The organism is Maribellus mangrovi, from assembly GCF_037646455.1.
GTDB lineage: Bacteria > Bacteroidota > Bacteroidia > Bacteroidales > Prolixibacteraceae > Draconibacterium > Draconibacterium mangrovi_A.
Genome location: NZ_JBBIXN010000003.1, coordinates 182129 through 202392 on the forward strand (window position 1 = coordinate 182129; position 20264 = coordinate 202392).

Sequence of the window (20264 nt, forward strand, 5' to 3'; positions counted from 1 at the left end):
CAGCAAAATGCATTGAATATAATGTTGCTAATTATATGTTGTAAAACATATTCTAAATAAGCAGCTCATGCTCTTGTGCTTGTCGAAACGGATGGAATAAGCCAATTTGCATGACTCGAGTTCTGCTGGTTTGAAGTCGGGATAAAAATACGAATAACGACCATATGTTTGAATAAGCCATTTTGAAGCAAACAGAATTCATTAAATAAGGAAGAAACAGCGGTTTTGCATAAACATTAAAGCCTTTTTCGGGTTTATTTAACTGATAAATTTAAACCGGCGGAAATCAAAAGACTAAAAACTTATATGTTTTGAACATGCCGAAGGTTAGATGACTTTCCGCAAAAGGAAATAGAAAAAATGAGAAATCAACTTTTCTACACAATTTCAACGACCTTGTTACTCGTTATTGGAAGTCTGTTTCAGGGGTGGTCACAAACTGTTGTGAACCCGGCTGCTACCGATGATGAAGTAGAGATTGGCGTTGTAGAGCATCTGGATGATTACATTCCGGACAGTATTTTTTTAATTAACGAACAGGGCGAGCAGGTTCTGCTGGCCGATCTTTTGGATAAACCCACCGTTCTGAATTTTGTGTATTATCGTTGTCCCGGCATTTGCAGCCCGCTGATGGAGGCGGTGGCAGGTGTTATGGACAAAGCCGATGTGGTTCCGGGCGAAGATTACCAGGTACTTACCATCAGCTTCGATCCTGGTGAAACCATCGATCTGGGGATCCGCAAAAAGAAGAACTACCTGAACCTGATGAATGACTCGCTCAAGATTGAAGCCGCTAAAACAGGGTGGAAGTTCTTTGTTTCTGACAGTGCCAGCATTGTGAAGGCCACTCAGGCAACGGGTTTTAAATATATAAAAACAGGCAACGATTTTACCCATGCGGCATCATTGATCGTTTTGAGCCCCGATGGTAAGATCACCCGCTACCTCAACGGATTGTATTTTCTTCCCTTCGAATGGAAGATGGCTATCGTTGAGGCCTCAAAAGGTAAATCGGGACCAACAATAAACAAGGTATTACGATTTTGTTATTCATACGACCCGGAAGGGCAGAGCTATGTTTTGAATGTAACCAAGATTAGTGGAACACTGATCTTGTTCTTTGCCATAGTGCTGCTTTTGGTCCTGGTACTAAAACCAAAAAGGAAGAAGTCAAATTAATCAAAACTTTATGCAAATGAGTAGCGCTGAGAACGGAGCAAATTATTTAACCTACCAGGGGAAATACAAAGGTTTGCTCGGATGGATTTTTTCAACCGACCATAAAAGAATCGGTTTACTTTACCTGTATTCCATTGCAACCATGTTTACCACGGGCTTGTTGCTTGGGCTGGCCATGAAATTTGAATTACTGGCACCCGGCAAAACCATTATGGAAGCACAAACCTACAATGCCACTTTTACAGTGCATGGTGTAATTATGATTTTTATGGTGGTTGTACCCGGCTTACCCGCCGTATTTGGTAACCTGATGCTGCCATTAATGATCGGAGCCAAAGATGTGGCTTTCCCAAAACTGAATTTATTATCGTGGTGGCTGTACGTATCTGGTGTTATTCTGGTTTTAATAGCGCTTTTCTTTGGACCCGGCGCACCCGATACCGGCTGGACGTTTTATGCCCCGTACAGTTTTAAAACCGGAACCAATCTCCTGCCCGCTGTGTTTGGAGCTTTTGTACTGGGATTTTCGTCCATTTTAACCGGATTGAACTTCCTGGTGACCATTCACCGTTTGCGTTGTCCTGGATTGAAATGGACCAAGCTCCCGCTGTTTGTGTGGACGTTGTATGGTACCGCCTGGATACAATTACTGGCTACTCCGGTTGTGGGAATTACGCTGGTTTTGGTAGCACTTGAACGTGTTTTCGGAGTTGGCGTTTTCGATCCGGCTTTGGGTGGCGATCCCGTTTTATACCAACATTTGTTCTGGATCTACTCGCACCCCGCTGTTTATATCATGATACTTCCGGCTATGGGAGCCATTTCTGAAATTATTCCAACGTTTTCGCAGAAACATATTTTTGGATACAAAGCTATTATTGCCTCAACCATGGCCATTGCCTTTGTAGGTTACCTTGTTTGGGGGCACCACATGTTTACCGCCGGAATGAGCGGAACAGCCCAATACTATTTCTCGCTGCTTACTTTTATTGTGGCCATTCCGAGTGCCATAAAAGTATTTAACTGGATTTCAACCTTGTATAAAGGATCGATCAATATTCAAACACCCTTTTACTGGGCAATATCGTTTATTTTTGTTTTTATGGTTGGTGGATTGAGCGGCCTCGTTCTTGGCTCGCTGGCAACCGATGTTCATGTTCACGATACCGCCTTTGTAGTTGGCCACTTTCATTATATAGTATTTGGCGGAACAGGCTTTGCCTTTTTTGCTGCCATGCACTATTGGTTCCCCAAAATTTTTGGAAGAATGTATGATAAGGCCTGGGCTAATATTGGCTGGCTCGTTTTTACCATTGGTTTTCTTGCCCTCTATACCCCAATGTTTTATTTGGGAATAATGGGGATGCCGCGTCGTTATTACGATTACCTCGAAGAATTCCACGGGGGTAACATTCTGAGCACATTTGGCTCGTGGGTATTGGCCACCGGATTTATCATCATTGTAGCCAATCTTATTCGCTCGGCACGCAAAGGAGAACGGTCCGAAAAAAATCCATGGCACGGCAGAACGCTGGAGTGGACAGTGGCATCGCCACCACCGGTATTGAATTTTGGTAAAGAACCGGTTGTTGGAGAGAACGACGGACCTTACAATTACAAATAAACTAAACTGAACGGATTATGGAACATGCGCATCATGTAGAGCATCCCGATATGTACGACGAGGAATCGTCGAAAATCGGTATGTGGTTATTCATTTTTACCGAGCTTCTGCTGTTTGGGGCATTGTTTGTGGTTTATGCAGTATACCGCTACATGAATCCCGATGCTTTTCACCTGGCGGCTGAAGAACTCAACACCACCATTGGAGCAATCAATACCATTATTCTTCTGATAAGCAGTATGACCATTGCAATGTCAACGACTGCTTTGCGGAAGGGACACCGGAAACTGGCGATCGGATTGGTGACAATCACTTTCGTTATCGGGCTGGCCTTCCTCGTAAACAAATATTTCGAATGGGGAGTGAAGTTCTCTCACGGAATCTGGCCGGGCTCCGAACACATGCTGAATCAAATGAGTCAGGGCGAAATACTGTTTTTCGGATTGTACTTTGTGATGACTGGATTGCATGCACTACACATTATCATAGGAATGGCGATTATGGGATTTGCCATCCGCGGACTGGTAAACGGAAAAGTAAAAATTGAACGACCGTCGCTGCTCGATAACTGTGGCCTGTACTGGCACCTTGTCGACCTGATTTGGATCTTCCTGTTCCCCTTGTTTTATTTAATCCATTAAAAGCTGAACTTATGTCTGGAGAGAAACCACATATTGTACCGTATCGTACCTACTTTATTATTTTAATTGCGTTAATCATTCTCACCTTATCGTCAATTGAGATAACAAGTATCGAGTTGGCAGAATATACGGTGGCGGCAGCATTGATTTTTGCCGTGATTAAATCGTACCTGGTGCTTACCTATTTTATGCACCTTAAATACGATAAACGATATATAAAAATCATGGTCGGATTTGTATTCGCCATCTTTTTAGTTGTGATCATCATTACCTTTTTAGATTACCTATATAGATAATGTAGCTATGTATAACTCAGAAATAACCAAAGCCTCGAATTTTGTACAGGGTGTAGATACTGCATTTCTTGTGATCCTGGGAATTTCATTTATTTTCCTGATCGGTTTGACAGTGGTAATGCTGTATTTTGTGTACAGGTACAATAAAAAACGAAACCCCAAACCAACACAAATTGAAGGAAGTGTAAAACTGGAGATCATCTGGACCGTGGTTCCGTTTATTCTTACCATGTTTATGTTTTATTATGGTTGGGCCGGTTGGAAACCCATGCACAATCCACCAAAAGACGCCATGGAAATTACCGCATATGGCCGGATGTGGAATTTTAGTTTCGAATACGACAATGGGAGAAGGTCCGATACTTTGTTTCTTCCTAAAGATCAGCCGGTAAAACTGAACCTGGTTGCACTGGATGTTTTGCACAGTTTGTACATTCCTGCATTCAGGGTGAAGCAAGATATGGTACCCGGTAAAAAGGACAACTTTATGTGGTTCGAACCGCAGCAAGAAGGAACTTTCGAGCTGTTCTGTGCCGAATACTGCGGATTGCAACATTCGTATATGTACACTTATGTTGAAGTAATGGAACAAAATGCTTTCAACGACTGGTTAACGGATACAACGAGTGTGGCATCATCGATAGCAGCAGCTGCATCGCCAACCGCAACCGGAAGAAAGGTGATGCAGAACATCGGTTGTTTTGCCTGTCATTCCATCGACGGAACCAAGCTGGTTGGACCAAGTTTTAAAGGAATTTGGGGCGAAACGCAAACCGTTACAACCGGAGGGGAAAAACGAGAAATTACTGTGGACGAGGATTATGTTCGTAAGTCGATATTTGACCCAAATGCAGATATCGTGGAGGGATTTGGCAAAGGTTTGATGGTGACTTACGAAGGACAGCTTTCGGATGAGGACGTGGACAACATCATTGAGTACCTGAAATCCTTGAGTGATCACGAAGAATAAACGGAAAGAGGAATTTTGAAAGAACAAATTAAAATAGTTTATGAACTGGCAAAAGTGCGCATTTCGCTGCCGATTGCTTTGTCGGCAGTAACAGGTTATGTGCTGTTTACCCGCCACATGGATGCACAGGGCTGGTTACTCGGGTTAGGCGTATTTTTTATGTCGTGCAGTTCGAGTGTGATTAACCACTGGCAGGAACGCAGAACCGATGCACAAATGATCCGGACTAAAAATCGTCCAATTCCATCGGGAAGGATCAGTGCCGGCAATGCATTTTTGATCGCGGTGGTTTTAGCGGTTCTGGGATCCGGAATCTTGTATGTATCAAATCCGGTGATGGCGTTAATATTGAGCTGGTTAACTTTGTTTTTTTACAATGCGGTTTACACTCCGCTCAAAAAAGTTTCGGCATTTGCGGTTATTCCCGGATCAATGGTTGGCGCTTTGCCACCAATTATCGGCTGGACCGGAGCCGGCGGCGATCCAACTGCTGAGATCATTTTATTGGTAGCATCGTTTTTCTTTATCGGGCAAATTCCGCATTTCTGGTTGCTGCTGCTTATGTTTGGTGAACAATACAAGGAAGCTAAAATGCCCAGCCTGAACCAGATCTTCGAAGAAGCACAGATTAAAAGAGTTACTTATGCCTGGGTGCTCACAACGGTGGCCTCTGCTTTCCTGGTAATTTTCTTTGTTATCGGAAATCAACTGATCATGTTTTTACTGCTGTTTTACATTTTTTACCTGCTTTCGTCCATTAGCATGTCGGTGTTCGCCCAAAAGGAATTTAAGGTACGTGCTTCGTTTTATAAGCTCAATTTCCTGTACCTTTTTATGATGATCTTTCTGATTGTTGACAGCCTCGTAAAGTCTTAATTCATCGGATTGATCAGAAGCCACTTATTTGCTTAACTTTGTGGCGATTCAATTTTAAAAGTATTTATGAAATTTTCTGAACTCGGAATACACGACGACCTGCTGGACGCCATTGATTACATGGGTTTTAAAGACGCTACTCCAATTCAGGAGCAGGCCATCCCCACAATACTTGACGGTCACGATTTAATTGCCTGTGCACAAACAGGTACAGGAAAAACGGCTGCATTTTTACTACCTATTCTCGATTTTATTGCCGATTTGCCGGGCGGCGAAACGTCAACACTCATTATCGTTCCAACCCGCGAACTGGCCATGCAGATCGATCAGCAGGTGCAGGGAATCGGATATACAATGGGTATTCACTCCATTGCGCTTTACGGTGGTGGCGATGGCGATGAATGGGGCCAACAAAAGACCGCACTGACCCAGGGAGCCGACATTATAATTGCAACTCCCGGGAAACTGATTTCTCACCTCAACCTGGGCTATGTAAAATTCAATACCATACAATTTCTTATTCTCGATGAAGCCGACCGCATGCTGGATATTGGTTTTTACGACGATATTGTGAAGATTATTTCATACTTGCCAAAAGACAGACAAACCTTGATGTTTAGTGCAACGATGGCACCAAAGATCAGGAAACTGGCATCTCAGATTTTATATCAACCCCAGGAAATCAACATTTCAATTTCGAAACCGGCAGAAGGTGTGCTACAGGCTGCTTATCTTATTTACAACAAGCAAAAAAACGATTTGGTCGCGCATTTGATTTCCGAAAATCCGGAGTATAAAAGTGTGCTCATTTTCTGTTCAACAAAACGGGCAACAACCGAGTTGGCACGAACCTTAAAGAAGCAGAATTTTGATGCTGAAGCCATTTCATCCGATCTTGAACAGTCGGAGCGTGAAAGTGTCTTGAATGGTTTCCGCTCGAAACGCATTCGTATTCTGGTAGCTACCGATGTAATGAGCCGTGGAATCGATATAAAAGACATCAACCTTGTAGTGAACTACGATGTTCCCGGTGATGCGGAAGACTATGTACATCGAGTGGGGCGAACAGCGCGCGCCGATTCAACCGGAGTGGCGCTAACTTTGGTGAACGAAGACGATATGTACAAGTTTCACCAGATTGAACAACTGATCGAGCGGGAGGTCTTCAAAATCCCGATGCCTGATCATTTGGGCATTGGCCCTGAATGGAAACTACCGATAAAAGGAAAGAAAAAACGAAAAGGCAAGTTTCATAAGTACAAAAAGCAAGGGGGCGGAGGACAAGCCCAACACCGCAAGAATTATCAGAAGAAAAAGAAAAAGTAGGTATTGGGTAAACATAACATGGTAATATTTTGTAACTTCAGATTCAACTAACAACCATTACCATATGAAAAACTTTATTTTACCTTTTACCTTCCTGTGCTTGCTTATTTCAGGAACCCTAAATGCCCAAATTCAGGACTCAGTACTCGTTAGAATTGAAACAAATAACGGGAATGAATATATCGGAACTGTTATTGATGAAGACCAGCAAACGCTGGTTTTGAAAACCGATGATCTCGGTGAAATCACCATAAGGAAAATAGATATAAAAAGTCGGGAAGTGATCAGAGCTGAGCAGGTTAAAGATGGCGAAATATGGTTCGAGAATCCACAGGCTACGCGATATTTCTGGGCTCCAAACGGATACGGTCTTAAAAAAGGGGAAGGATATTATCAGAATATTTATGTTTTCTGGAACCAGTTTACTGTTGGAGTTACAGATAATATTTCGTTGGGAGGAGGAGTTATTCCTCTATTTTTACTTGGAGGTGGACCTACACCGGTTTTTTTAACTGCCAAACTATCAGTTCCTGTGGTAAAAGATAAATTGAATTTGGGAGCGGGTGCATTGGCAGGTGCCGTTTTGGGTGAAGATGAGGCCACATTCGGAATTGTGTATGGTGTTTCCACTTTTGGTGACCGGGACAAGAATTTCACCTTTGGACTTGGTTATGCTTTTGCTGCCGGAGAATGGGCCAGTACACCTCTGATTAATCTGAGTGGTATGGTACGCGGTTCAAAACGAATGTATTTTATTACCGAGAATTATTATGTGCATGCCGATGGAGATGGTGGTGGCGTAATTGGTTTGGGTGGCCGGTGGCTGATCAAAAAGGCCTCGCTCGATTTCATGTTCGCAATTCCGTTTGGTACCGGCATGGATAGATTTGTAGCTTTCCCTGCTATCGGCTTTGTAATTCCTTTTGGAAAAAAAGAAGTATAACCGTTTGTGAATTTTTAGATGTAGCTGTCTCCATGGTTTTTTAATCTCTGTTGATTAGTTACATTTCGAAAGAAAAAAGAAAAATCGATGAAGAATATCTCGCTGATAATTTTTATGTGCGTAATTGTTAATGTTCATGCACAAAATTCTTTGCAAATATTTGATGGCTTGATTGGCAAATGGGAGGGAACCGGAACCGGTTTTGGAAATGCGCAATCAGAAGTTTCGGCCAACTACAACTGGCTGATGAATAGGCAGTATATTGAAGTAAAACATCATTCGGAGTTTGACCCCACTGATCAAAATCCGGAGGGAGAAATTCATGATGACCAGGGAATCATCAGTTTCGATAAAGCACGTCAGGTGGTGGTTTTCAGACAATATCATAATGAAGGTTTCTTTAATGAGTATGTGTTGAATGATTCGTTGTCCACTAAATCGAACTTGATTTTTGAAACCGAGCGGATCGAGAATTTTGTCCCCGGGGGAAGGGCGAAGTTTACCATAAAACTTATTGGTAAAGATGAAATTCAAACCGTTTTTGATGTAGGTTTTCCGGGGCGTGAAATGGCTTGTTTTGGCACGAATAACCTAAAACGGGTGGAATAACAGCATAAAAAATCCACCGGCAAACACCGGCGGATTTTTACTTAAAGTCTTTCCCTCAGCAAGTCTCTATTTCTTATTTTTATGGATCGTGATTTTTATGATCTTATCAACAGCAGGGTAAGTGTAACCATCATTTAGTGGCACTACATCTCCACCTTCGTCTTCATCCATCGATTTGGTTCCCGGATATTCGTTCACCTCGGTTCCTGCATCCCAAAGCATCACCTCTTTTGTAATGTCTTGTGTATCGTCACCGAAAGCCAGTTTTATTCCGCTATCACCAAAAGCAAAGAATATGTCGTTTGAATTTCCAAGCATACTTGCTATGCTTAAATACTGGTTGGGTTTGGCGTCGATGGAAAAAGTGTATTTTGCTCCTGGGAATAGCGGACCTGCATCAACTTCACCATCAGGAACGGCATGTGCACCGGCATTATAACCCATATCGATCAAATTGCCGGCCAATTCACTTGGATCTCCGGTTTCTGCCAACAGTTCCAAACCATCACCACGGTCGGGTGTATTACTGGTGAATATTGGCATTTCACCTTTTTCGTGAACCGCCCAAAGTACCGGTGCAACCGGCGAAACATAACCACTGTTCCACATCAGGTAGTGCAATAACGGTCCGGGATTTCCGGTTTCGGCCAGATCTTCCAAACCTTTATCCCAATCTTGCATACCTGCTTCAAAAATCGGATTTGGCATTGAATGTACTACCCAGGCAACAGGCGATATGGCAGTTGTTGCTCCACTCAACACATCGATAGTCACAGTAAACATGTGATCACCATCATAGTCGAGCATTACTTTCAGGTTGGTATCCACCATACCGTAATCATAGCCATCGCCAACGTCCGACATAAGTTGAACCGGATCATCGGTATCGTCGCCATTGTGTGGATTATCTGGGCCGGGCATTTGGTTCATTTGGGTACCTGCGTCCCACAACATAATTTGTGAAGTGATGTCGCCGGTCACCGGATTTCCATTCTGGAAGAGTGCAATCCCATCTCCGTCAGGCGCATAAAATCCATCGTTTGATAGTCCGTACATGGTAGCAAACGAAAGCATGTGACTTGGTCCGGCATGGAAGGAAAATGAAAACGAATGCCCCGGGAAGGCGGGACCTGCTTCACTTTCTCCATTAGGAATCGTAACTGCACCAGCCTCAAAATACTTGTAATGGGTTGAAACATTTTCAACGGTTACTGTAAACATCTTCGCCGGAACGACATCCGGCAGTGGACCTTTTTTCAATTCGGGTTCTGTAAACTCCTCTTTTTCACATTGAGCAAAAAGAAAAGCAACAAGAGTTAAGCCTAATAAGATTCGTAGTGATTTCATAACGATATAATTTTAAGTGAATAAACTGAGTCAAAGGTCAGGGGAAAGTATCACGGAAAGGTCACAAAGATTTCAACTTTTGATAAAACTTTGAATGTGAAGCATCTGGACGCATTAACAAATCCTTCATTTTTCATGATGGTTTTTGACAATTGACACTTATCTTTCTACTTTTGCGCCATGGCAAGAGTAGTAGTGGGATTATCAGGTGGAGTCGATTCAAGTGTTGCGGCTTATTTGCTGAAGGAGCAAGGGCACGATGTACTTGCATTGTTTATGATCAATTATCATGAACGTGAAGGAGTGCTTACCAGCTCGTGTACCTGGGAAGAAGATTCGCTGATTGCCAAAATGGTTGCCAAGAAGCTCGATATCCCTTTTCATATTGTCGATCTTAGTAAGGACTACAAAAAACGCGTGATCGATTACATGTTTGCCGAATACCAGGCAGGTCGCACGCCCAACCCCGATGTACTTTGCAACCGCGAGATTAAGTTCGACACTTTTATGGAAGAGGCCCTGAAATTTGATGCCGATTTTGTGGCAACGGGGCATTATTGCCGCAAAAGTGAGGTAGAAGTGAACGGGGAAACCATCCACCAGCTTTTGGCCGGTAAAGATCCGAACAAAGATCAGAGTTATTTTCTGTGTCAGCTGAATCAGGAACAACTTTCGAAAGCCATGTTCCCGATTGGCGAATTGCTGAAACCGGAAGTGCGAAGAATTGCCAAAGAACAGAACCTGCCAACTGCTGAACGAAAAGATTCACAGGGCATTTGTTTTGTTGGGAAAGTGGATCTGCCGACATTTCTTCAGCAACAACTGGAGCCTAAAACAGGTAATGTGATTGAAATACCGGCCAGATTCATGGAAAAGAAAAAGCAACTGGAGATCACAGAAGAGAACTATCGTAAATTATGTTTCCCGTTTCCGTTTAAACCCTGGAATGGTGAGGTGATCGGTGAACACGAAGGCGCCCATTTTTACACCATCGGACAACGAAAAGGACTTAATATCGGAGGTCGTAAAGAACCTCTTTTTGTGCTTGGTACCGATGTAAAGCGTAATATCGTATACGTTGGCGAGGGACAGGATCATCCGGGATTGCACCGGAAAGGATTGTTTGTAGCTGCCGAAGATATGCACTGGATCAGGCCCGATCTGGAAATGAATGTGGGCGAGAAACGTGATTTTGATGTCCGCATCCGTTATCGTCAGCCACTGGAGAAAGGAACGATTCATTTGCGCGAAGACGGTGCCTGGTTTTTGTTCGAGAACGAACAGCGGGGAATCACATCGGGGCAATTTGCTGCCTGGTACCTGGGAGACGAACTAATTGGCTCGGGAGTGATCAAGTAAGATCGAGGGACTGAAAAGGGTTAAGGGAATACTGTAAGATGCTCTAATCAAGTATCCGGAATCCAGGATTCAACATCCAGTTGTTTTTACAGACTTTATGCTAAATTTGAATAAAAATTTTATACTATGATAAAATCGATGACCGGCTTTGGGAAAGCTGAATTCGAGGTAAACAACAAGAAAATTACCATCGAAATCAAATCGTTAAACAGCAAGCAGATCGACATCAATACAAGAACGCCCGCACTGTATCGCGAGAAAGACATTTTAATTCGAAAAGCGCTTTCAGAAAAATTGATACGCGGGAAGGTAGACCTGAATATTTATGTTGAAAACCTGGGTGAAGAATCGAACTCAAAAATCAATGAGCCGATTCTGAAAGGTTACTACAACGATCTCAGTAAAATTAGTACCGATCTGAAATTGCCGGTTGACCACACGACATTGCAAGCCGTAATGCGCCTGCCCGATGTAGTGAAAACCGAATACGAAACACTCGACGAACAGGAATGGAATACTATTTACAGTAATATTGTAGCGGCACTTAGCGATATCGATGATTTTAGAACAAAGGAAGGAAAAGCACTCGAAGCCGATATACTGGGTAATGTAAAAAGCATCCATGCTTTGCTGAAACAGATTGAACCTTTTGAGAAACAGCGAATAGAGGCTCTTAAAAACCGTTTAACCGACAGCCTGGAAACTTTGAAACAGAATGTTGATGAAAACCGTTTTGAGCAGGAGCTGATATTTTACCTGGAGAAACTGGACATCAATGAAGAAAAGGTACGCCTGGATAACCATTGCGAGTATTTTTACGAAACAGCAGACCTACCAACTTCATCGGGTAAAAAACTTGGTTTCATTTCGCAGGAGATCGGCCGGGAGATTAACACCATCGGATCGAAAGCCAACGAAAGCAACATCCAGCGATTGGTGGTTCAAATGAAAGACCACCTCGAACGCGTAAAAGAACAATTGTTGAATGTACTTTAAAAAGCTCGAAGCTTGAGGCTCGAGGCTCGAAGCTAGAAAATGAAAGGAAAACTCATTATATTTTCAGCCCCGTCGGGTGCAGGTAAAACAACGATTGTACGGCATTTGCTAAGCAGAGGTTTTGATTTGGAATTCTCCATTTCGGCAACTAGCAGGGAAGCCCGGCACACCGAAACTCATGGCAAGGACTATTATTTTCTATCGGCCGAAGAATTTTCACGGAAGGTGGACAACGACGAATTCCTGGAGTGGGAAGAAGTGTACAAGGGAACAAGTTACGGTACTTTGAAAAACGAGGTAGAACGAATTCGGAACAAAGGCAAGCACGTTATTTTTGATGTAGATGTGGTTGGTGGTCTCAACATAAAAAAATATTACGGTAAGGAAGCTTTGGCGGTATTTGTGCAGCCGCCATCGGTGGAAGAATTACGGAATCGTTTAACCGGGCGTTCTACCGAAACCGAGGAAAAGATTGCTATGCGCGTTGCAAAAGCTGAACACGAACTCAGTTTTGCCAAACAGTTCGATGTGGTGATCGTGAACGACGATTTGGAAAAAGCATTTGCAGAGGCGGAAAAAGTATTGTCTGAATTTCTCGGTACTGGATCGTCATCCCGAACTTGATTCGGGATCTGCATCTAAAAGATGCCGAATCAAGTTCGCATGACATTCACGACCTAGTTCGAAATTACGATTTTTGTAAATTTACCTAACTCATGAGCAACCAGGTAACCGACATACTTGCACCAAAAACAAATCTGAAAATGAAGATCGGGCTGTATTTTGGTACTTACAACCCAATTCATATCGGGCACCTGGCCATTGCCAATTATATGGTCGAGTTTACCGATATCGACCAGTTGTGGTTTGTGGTTTCGCCTCATAACCCGCACAAAAGCAAAAATAATCTGCTTGATGATTATCAGCGCCTCGAAATGGTGCATCGCGCTGTGGATGACGACGACCGGCTGCGGGCTTCCAACATCGAGTTCAATCTGCCCTTACCCAGTTATACGGTAGATACACTGGCTTACTTAAAAGATCAGCACCCGGATTATCACTTTGTTATTTTAATGGGATCAGATAATTTGGAAAACTTTCATAAATGGAAAAACTTCGAGACTATTCTTGAAAATTACGGAGTGATTGTTTATCCGCGGCCCGGATTCGATCGCAAAAAAGTTCAGGTGCATAAAAATGTTACCGTGGCTGAAGATGCCCCGCTGATGGAAATCTCAGCCTCTTTTATTCGAAAAGCCATCAAAGCCGGTAAAGACGTCCGGCATTTTCTGCCGGCAAAAACCTGGGCATATCTTGAAGAGATGAATTTTTATAAATAGATCATGATTGAACTCAGGTCTCATTTTCTAATTGCATGTTTCATTTTGAGTGTTTTCAATCTAAGTGCTCAAAAGCAGATACACATTTTTCGTCTTGAGTCGCCACCTGTAATTGATGGAGTATTTGAACCGGAAAAATGGAATGGTGCCAAACCCGCAACCGATTTTGTGCAAATGGAACCTCAAACCGGTAATCCAAGTTCAGAAAAAACGGTGGTTTATTTCGGATCAGATGAGACTAGCTTATACGCTGTTTTTATTTGTGATCAGTCGGCTGGCATAGTTGCTCAAAACCAAAGCCGCGATGCACTGAGCAAGAGCGAAGATCTTGTTGCATTGATACTGGATACATACAATGATAGCAGAAGTGGCTATATTTTTCTTACAAATCCTTTAGGAACCCAGTTTGACGTGAAAGTGAATGATGACGGAAGAAATGAAGACTTTAACTGGGATACAGAATGGAAATGTGCTGCAGCAATAAATGAAAACGGATGGGTTGCTGAGTTTGAAATTCCGTTTCACAGTCTGAAATACAAAAAAGGCCTCGACGAATGGGGTATTAATTTTGGCCGGGTAATCCGGTCAAGTTTTGAAACTTCATATTGGTCTGGAGTATTGACTGAAGATTTTCGTATATCGCAGGGAGGGAAAGCCACGGGTATCGAATCTCCCGGATCCCGGATGAAACTGACTGCTTTCCCGTATTTGTCGGTTTTCAAGACTTCAGGCGAAGACTGGAAGCTGGATGGCGGAGGCGATGTTCGCTGGCAAATCAGTCCAAATGTATCATTCAACGGTACCATCAATCCCGATTTTGCCACCGTAGAAGCCGATCAGCAACAAATAAACCTCACACGATATGAACTGAGCTATCCGGAAAAAAGATTGTTTTTTCAGGAAGGGAATGAAATGTATAACACACGGATAAAAACATTTTATTCACGTCGAATTCAGGATATCGATTTTGGAAGTCGTTTGAATGGGAAAATAGGCCGAACACAATTCAATGTTTTAAATGTTAAAACACCCGATTTATCGGAAGAGGAACCTGCCACATGGTATACGGCTGCACGTGCCAAATATGATTTTCTAAAATCATCTACCCTGGGACTAACGTTTGTGGATAAAAGCTGGAATGATGGTTACACAAGATCGTTGAGTGTTGATTATGTAATGAACCTGGGAAAAACATGGAAACTCACGGGCCAGTTGGTGGGTAGTGCACCGGGTGACTTTTTGAGTCATAGTGCCTGGTTTGTGCGCTTTGCGCGCGAAAATAATATTTACCACTATCATGTTCGATATACTGAAATTGGTGAAAATTTTCAGGAAAATGTCAACCAAACCGGATTTGTAACTGATGATGACCGGCGTGAGATCGATAGTGATATAACTTATAAATGGTGGATGAAAGACAATACGTTTGAGTACATCCAGTTGCAGAGCCGAAATAATATTTTCTGGAGTCGTGAAACCGGTGATCTTCGCAGTTGGTATATCACCGATGCCATTAATTTCTATTTTAAAAATAAATTCAATTTTGAATATTCATACAACAACGAGTACAAACTTTTCGAGAAAGAATATTATAACCATAGGCATCGATTCGAAGTGGGGTATAATAAAGAGGAGTGGAGCCATGCGATTCTGAGTTATACAACGGGAGATAATTTCGATCGCGATTTCTACCTGGTTTCAGGGGGTGGACGAATTAAACTGTTGAAAAAAGTTAGTTTGAGTTACACGGCCAATTACCTCGAGTTCTCCCCGGATGCTGAGAACAATTCCACATTTATCAATGTAATTACTGCCGATTATAACTTTACCAATGATTTGTGGTTGCGGGTTTTTGCCCAGAATAATACCAAAGATGAAAATTTTTACTTTTACGGCATGTTTGGTTGGCGCTTTAAACCGCCGTTTGGAGCTTTGTACCTGATTTATTCGCGTGATCAATATGGGGAACAAACTGGTCGGCCCGGGACAGATAACTTCTTTTTAAAACTTACATATCCTATTTCATTGATCAATTAGATGATCCCATCCCTCACGCAGCGGGCGATCAATTCGGTTGTATTTCGGCAATCGGTTTTCCGAAGAATATTTTTCTTGTGCGTGTTGATGGTATGTGGCGACAGATTTAAAATCCCGGCAATTTCTCCAAAGGTTTTTCCGTTGGCAATGTTGCTTAAGATCTCTTTCTCACGCGGTGTGAAAAGCGTGCTGTAATCGTAATGTTCCGGTGTGAAATTCTCTTCGGTTGGAATGGCAAAAAACGAGGGGCGGCCATCGCCGATAAACGAAATTTTATTGTCCACAGGCATGTTCAGGTGACTTACATCGGTGTGAATGCCCAAAACTTGCTGCACTTTACCATCTTCCGAAACGGTAAGTGTTTTCGATTGCTGAAGTATGGTTCTGTAACTGCCGTCGGTATGTCTCAGGCGAATAACATAAGCTACTTTGTATTTTAGTATATCTTCGGTTGGGATCCGGTTCAGGATAAAATCTACTGCTGCGGCTTCTTTTCGGTGCATGTGTTTCAGGTCTTCCGGATGAACGAGATCGAAGACCTTTTCAAGGCTCCAATCTTTTGGATCTAACCCGAGCACCGATTTAATGCGCTCATCAACATGCTCCATGCGCATCGTATCGAAATTCATAATGTAATAATAGAAACTGCCGGCCGAAAACAGGTTGGCCACCTGCTCAATGATGTTGAGGTACAACTCGGTTTTAACGGGTTTTTTAATTTTATTGGGTTTCCACGCCGCTTTTATTCTTGCAATACTATCCTGATCCATAATCTCTTCCCCGGAACTAACAAACTCTTATTTCTAAATTTAATCTACAATATACCTAAAATTAGGTATTTCGAAATACAATTTCCTCAATTATCTTGCATTCGATTTGTGAAACTAAAAATGGAGAAAAATATTCTCCATACACACATTAAAGATTTGCAAGCAGGAACTTCGGTTCCTGCTTTTTTTTATTCAGCCTCTAATCGTGCTGAGATTGCAAAATTAACAAGTTCGCCTACCGTGCTTAAATTCAATTTCTTTTTTATGTTTTTTTTATGTTGTTCTACGGTGTTGATGGAAATATTCAAGTTATCGGCTATTTCCTTGCTTATTTTCCCAGTTGCTAAAATGGCCAAAACCTGTTTTTCGCGTGTGGTCAGCTGATCAATTTTCTCTAAGTTTTCTTCATCAATTGCCAAATGATTATTCCCGGCAAAATTCTGTAAAGCCAGATTTACTGTAGCTCTTAATTGATTAATGTTATAGGGTTTCAGCAGGTAGGCAAAAGGAAGCGTCTGTTCGATGCGGTGAACGGTTTCTTCATCGCTGTAGGCAGTAAGGTAGATCACAGGAACCTGTCTCTGCCGGCAAAGTTTAGCAACAATATCAATCCCGTCGGGTTCAACATTCAGTTGTACATCCGAAATGATCAGGCTCGGTACAAACGAATCAAAAAGCTCTTGTGCTTCATCAAAGTTTGCAGAGATCTCCACCCGGGCAAAATCATCTTTTTCAAGGTTGATTCGCAGATCATCGGCAATGATCCTTTCGTCTTCAATGAGCAGTATCTGTTTCATGCTTCTGTGGTTTTAACGGGTATTTCAATTTTTACTACTGTGCCTAGTTTCCCTTCAATACTTAATTTCCCTTCCAGTTGCTGAACCATTCCTTCTACCAGGCTCATTCCCATCGAATCGCTTCCAAACTGAGCAGGATCAAAACCTTTCCCGTTGTCGGCTACTGTTAGCGTCAGGATTTCATCTTTCAGCGTACACGATATCCGAAGTTCGTTTTCCGTACTGCTCTTTTCAAAGGCGTGTTTTGTAGTATTGGTGATCAATTCGTTAACAATAAGCCCGATAAGCGTAGTGTTGATGTTCTCGACTTCGATGCGCTCGATTTCGAAGGTACTTTTGAATTTCAGGTTATTGGCACCGGAAAGTGCGTGTATAATATTTTCCGCGATTTCGCGGATAAAACTTCCGATCTCGATTCTCTCCGAATCCGACTTAATTTTGTTCTCTACCTGTGCAATGGCCAATATCCGGTTTCTTGCCATTTCAAGCACATCAACAGCTTCAGGGCTTTTTACACGATTACCCTGAATACTTAACAAGCTGGAAATGATCTGCAGGTTGTTGTTTACCCGGTGGCGCATTTCTTTCATTAAAAAACGTACCTGGTCGCGTTGTTCTGTAGCTTCGTGGTAAGCGCTTTCCAACTCACGGTTCTTGTCTCTGACCTGCCTCGTGCGGTGCGAAACAATTTTTTCAAGCTTTAATTTTTCGCGCTTTAATTTATTGGTCTGGTAGAAATAAAATACAATTCCGCTGAGCAGAAATACAAAAATGAACAGCATCCTGAACCAGTTTGATGCATACCAGGGCGGAACAATGGTGATAGTTAACTGATCGGTGAATGTACTCCAGGTTCCCGCATCGTTGGTAGCCCGCACTTTAAAGGTGTACGTTCCCGGATCGAGGTTCGTGTAAGTAGTACTTCGGTTTTTAGTAACTGGTCGCCAATCCTGATCGAAACCTTCCATTTGATAGCTGAAATTGCATTTTTGTGGTGCCAGGTAATTTAAGGCAGTATAGTTGAAGGTTAACACATTTTCACGGCTCTTGAAACTTAGTTCATCCGCGAATAATTCATTCCTGTTTAAAGGTTTGTTAAACAATTCGGCCGATTCGATATAAACTTTTGGGGTGTGCGGATTTTCGATCAAATCCTCAGGTTTAAAAATGTTAAAGCCTGAAATCCCACCAAAGTAAAAATTTCCCTCTTTGTCCTGATATCCTGCTTTCCCGTTAAATTCATTGTTTTGCAATCCGTCGCTGACCGTAAAATTAGTAAACGAGTTACTTTCTCTGCGAAGCACCGAAATACCATAATTTGTACTTACCCAAACATCGTTGTTCGCAGCAATCAAAACGGCGTAAATAAAATCGTTCGGCAGTCCTTTTTGTTTGTAAAACAAGGTGGTTTTATCAGTTTGTACATCCAGCATGGTCAGGCCCACATTGGTTCCCAGCCAAATGTTTCCGGTACGGTCTTCGGAGATTGAAAAAATACGTTCGCCGCTCAATCCTGAGTCGCTGTTCACATCAGCAATATATTGTTTGGCCTCCAGTCGTGGTGTTATGCAAAAGGCACCTTCGTCGGTACCCAACCAGGTGTTGCCTTTGGAGTCGATCAACGAACAGCGTGCACGATTAATTCGCTTATCATCAATCATCACTTCCTGGCTTTCCCTGGTTTCCACATTGTAAGAATGAATTCCACCGGCCCAGGTACAAATCCATAAGCGATTGTTTCCCCGGGGAATAATTTCAACGATATCGTTATCGGGGAAATCCGACTTTACCGTCTCAAAAATGTCATTTTTTGGGTCGTACCTTAGCAACCCGGATGTAAAACCTCCTGCCCAGATGGCGTTGTCTTCGTCTTTGGCAATGGTATAAATCAATGGTTTATGTTCCGATTCGTAGAATTGAAATTTACTTGTTTTAAAGTTGTATTTTACCATGCCGTATTTTGTGCCCAGCCACAAGAAATCACCGGTAGGTAAAAACTGAAAAGTGCTGATGTTCGAGCTTAGCGGGAATTCGTCGAGCTGAAGTTTTATGGGGGCAAATTTCCGCTGATAGCGATTGTAATGAAACAGCCCGTCGCCTTCGGTCCCTATCCAGATATTTCCTTTGTCGTCGCCCAGAATCTGGTTAATGTCGAGCTGTGCATGCAGCACATCGTTTTGTGTTTTTATAATTTCTGGTGTGATGGTCTCATCGCTTTGGTTGTAGCGGAAAAGTCCCACATCGGTGCCCAAATAAAAAGTGTTTTTACTTATGGGGTAGAAACAATTTACAGGATTGGTAAACGAAGTTGAATGAAGACTATTTTTCTCCAGGTCGTAGGTAAACAAACCTTCTTCGGTACCGATAAAAACCTGCTGATCGATTTTGTGGAAACAATTATTGGTATTGTTCTCTAACAGTTGAGTCTCAGCGAACTCACAGACATTTTTATCTACTTCCAGAATCCCGGCCGATGTTGTTGCCATCCAGCATCGATTATCGCCAAGGGGAAGGACATCGTTAACCACACATTCTTTGGCAGTATGTGGAAGTTTCATTCGCGAATGTTCACCGCTTTTGTCATTAACAACAAACAGATTGTTTTGAATCGAAAAGACCAGTGTATCCTTAACAGGTAACAAAATTTTATACCCGGTTAAAAGGTCCGGTTCCATATTGTCGTTCGTAAAGTTGTAAAATCTGTCTTCAGCCGGCACATAATAAATAATGCCTTTTGAGTTGGTTGCGATCCACAATTTCCCTCCTGAAAATAGCATGCCGCGTATGTGGTCGTCGGCAATGGAAAACGAATCAACCGGATCGTGCAAGAACGATTTAAATTCGAAACCGTTGTAGCGCAATAATCCATCTTCGGTGCCTACCCACAAATAGCCCAGTTCGTCAAGCGTCAGGCTCTTGACATTTAGCTGTACCAGCCCTTCTTCCTGCCCGATAGCGGTGCAGTGAAACAACTCAGGTTCTGTCATTTCCTGCGAAACAGACGCAATGTTGGCAAATAGAAATACCGCGCACAATATAAAAGCACGCAATAAAATTTTAAAAATTAATAAGAAGCCTTTTTGCTTAGGTTTCATCTTTTTGAGGACTAGTACATTAAACCCTTATTGCATTCTATAACACAACTTATTTGGAA

At 42.5% G+C, this 20264-nt stretch carries 18 protein-coding genes; 14 read left to right on the top strand and 4 right to left on the bottom strand.

The window, feature by feature from the left end; translation table 11 throughout:
• The first annotated feature begins 360 nt into the window (after positions 1-360).
• The 9 genes from WFY05_RS13710 to WFY05_RS13750 all read left to right on the top strand — a co-directional run bounded on the left by WFY05_RS13710 (position 361) and on the right by WFY05_RS13750 (position 8464).
• Positions 361-1179: an SCO family protein gene (locus WFY05_RS13710; protein ID WP_340113458.1), complete on the top strand. Its 819-nt coding sequence runs from the start codon at positions 361-363 to the stop codon at positions 1177-1179.
• Positions 1180-1195: 16 nt separating this feature from the next.
• Positions 1196-2803, top strand: coding sequence for a cytochrome c oxidase subunit I (locus WFY05_RS13715; RefSeq protein WP_340113459.1), 1608 nt, complete (start codon positions 1196-1198; stop codon positions 2801-2803).
• A 17-nt stretch (positions 2804-2820) separates the two neighbouring features.
• Positions 2821-3444 (top strand): cytochrome c oxidase subunit 3 family protein, encoded by a 624-nt coding sequence (locus tag WFY05_RS13720; protein ID WP_340113460.1) that lies wholly within the window; start codon positions 2821-2823, stop codon positions 3442-3444.
• An 11-nt stretch (positions 3445-3455) separates the two neighbouring features.
• Entirely contained in the window at positions 3456-3740 is a 285-nt protein-coding gene (locus WFY05_RS13725; protein ID WP_340113461.1) for a cytochrome C oxidase subunit IV family protein, read from the top strand.
• Between the two features lie 7 nt (positions 3741-3747).
• Positions 3748-4710, top strand: a complete 963-nt coding sequence (coxB, locus tag WFY05_RS13730; protein ID WP_340113462.1) for a cytochrome c oxidase subunit II — start codon at positions 3748-3750, stop codon at positions 4708-4710.
• 15 nt (positions 4711-4725) lie between these two features.
• Entirely contained in the window at positions 4726-5586 is an 861-nt protein-coding gene (locus WFY05_RS13735; RefSeq protein WP_340113463.1) for a protoheme IX farnesyltransferase, read from the top strand.
• A gap of 66 nt (positions 5587-5652) precedes the next feature.
• A complete protein-coding gene (locus WFY05_RS13740; protein WP_340113464.1) occupies positions 5653-6912 on the top strand; it encodes a DEAD/DEAH box helicase in 1260 nt (419 codons plus the stop codon).
• 64 nt (positions 6913-6976) lie between these two features.
• On the top strand, positions 6977-7855 hold the full coding sequence (locus WFY05_RS13745; protein ID WP_340113465.1) for a hypothetical protein: 879 nt from the start codon (positions 6977-6979) through the stop codon (positions 7853-7855).
• Between the two features lie 87 nt (positions 7856-7942).
• Complete coding sequence (locus WFY05_RS13750; protein ID WP_340113466.1) at positions 7943-8464, top strand: hypothetical protein; 522 nt, start codon at positions 7943-7945, stop codon at positions 8462-8464.
• A 66-nt stretch (positions 8465-8530) separates the two neighbouring features.
• Here the strand turns inward: WFY05_RS13750 and WFY05_RS13755 are convergent, their stop codons facing one another.
• Positions 8531-9811: a spondin domain-containing protein gene (locus WFY05_RS13755; RefSeq protein WP_340113467.1), complete on the bottom strand. Its 1281-nt coding sequence runs from the start codon at positions 9809-9811 to the stop codon at positions 8531-8533.
• Between the two features lie 180 nt (positions 9812-9991).
• Here WFY05_RS13755 and mnmA point away from each other — a divergent pair, with 180 nt between their 5' ends.
• The 5 genes from mnmA to WFY05_RS13780 all read left to right on the top strand — a co-directional run bounded on the left by mnmA (position 9992) and on the right by WFY05_RS13780 (position 15543).
• Positions 9992-11170: a tRNA 2-thiouridine(34) synthase MnmA gene (gene mnmA, locus WFY05_RS13760; RefSeq protein ID WP_340113468.1), complete on the top strand. Its 1179-nt coding sequence runs from the start codon at positions 9992-9994 to the stop codon at positions 11168-11170.
• A gap of 126 nt (positions 11171-11296) precedes the next feature.
• Complete coding sequence (locus WFY05_RS13765; RefSeq protein WP_340113469.1) at positions 11297-12166, top strand: YicC/YloC family endoribonuclease; 870 nt, start codon at positions 11297-11299, stop codon at positions 12164-12166.
• A 39-nt stretch (positions 12167-12205) separates the two neighbouring features.
• Positions 12206-12790 (top strand): guanylate kinase, encoded by a 585-nt coding sequence (gmk, locus tag WFY05_RS13770; RefSeq protein ID WP_340113470.1) that lies wholly within the window; start codon positions 12206-12208, stop codon positions 12788-12790.
• A gap of 92 nt (positions 12791-12882) precedes the next feature.
• Positions 12883-13506 carry a nicotinate (nicotinamide) nucleotide adenylyltransferase gene (nadD, locus tag WFY05_RS13775; RefSeq protein WP_340113471.1) on the top strand — a complete coding sequence of 208 codons (624 nt, stop codon included), beginning with the start codon at positions 12883-12885 and terminating at the stop codon, positions 13504-13506.
• A gap of 3 nt (positions 13507-13509) precedes the next feature.
• Positions 13510-15543, top strand: coding sequence for a carbohydrate binding family 9 domain-containing protein (locus tag WFY05_RS13780; RefSeq protein ID WP_340113472.1), 2034 nt, complete (start codon positions 13510-13512; stop codon positions 15541-15543).
• On the opposite strand, the gene WFY05_RS13785 is transcribed toward WFY05_RS13780, so the two are convergent.
• From WFY05_RS13785 to WFY05_RS13795, 3 genes are all read right to left on the bottom strand, one after another.
• Complete coding sequence (locus tag WFY05_RS13785; RefSeq protein ID WP_340113473.1) at positions 15540-16313, bottom strand: LuxR C-terminal-related transcriptional regulator; 774 nt, start codon at positions 16311-16313, stop codon at positions 15540-15542. The two genes, WFY05_RS13780 and WFY05_RS13785, sit on opposite strands and share 4 nt — an antisense overlap.
• A 188-nt stretch (positions 16314-16501) precedes the next feature.
• On the bottom strand, positions 16502-17110 hold the full coding sequence (locus WFY05_RS13790; RefSeq protein ID WP_340113474.1) for a response regulator transcription factor: 609 nt from the start codon (positions 17108-17110) through the stop codon (positions 16502-16504).
• Positions 17107-20205 carry a ligand-binding sensor domain-containing protein gene (locus WFY05_RS13795; RefSeq protein ID WP_340113475.1) on the bottom strand — a complete coding sequence of 1033 codons (3099 nt, stop codon included), beginning with the start codon at positions 20203-20205 and terminating at the stop codon, positions 17107-17109. Before WFY05_RS13795 ends, WFY05_RS13790 begins: the two co-directional genes overlap by 4 nt.
• Positions 20206-20264 lie beyond the last annotated feature (59 nt).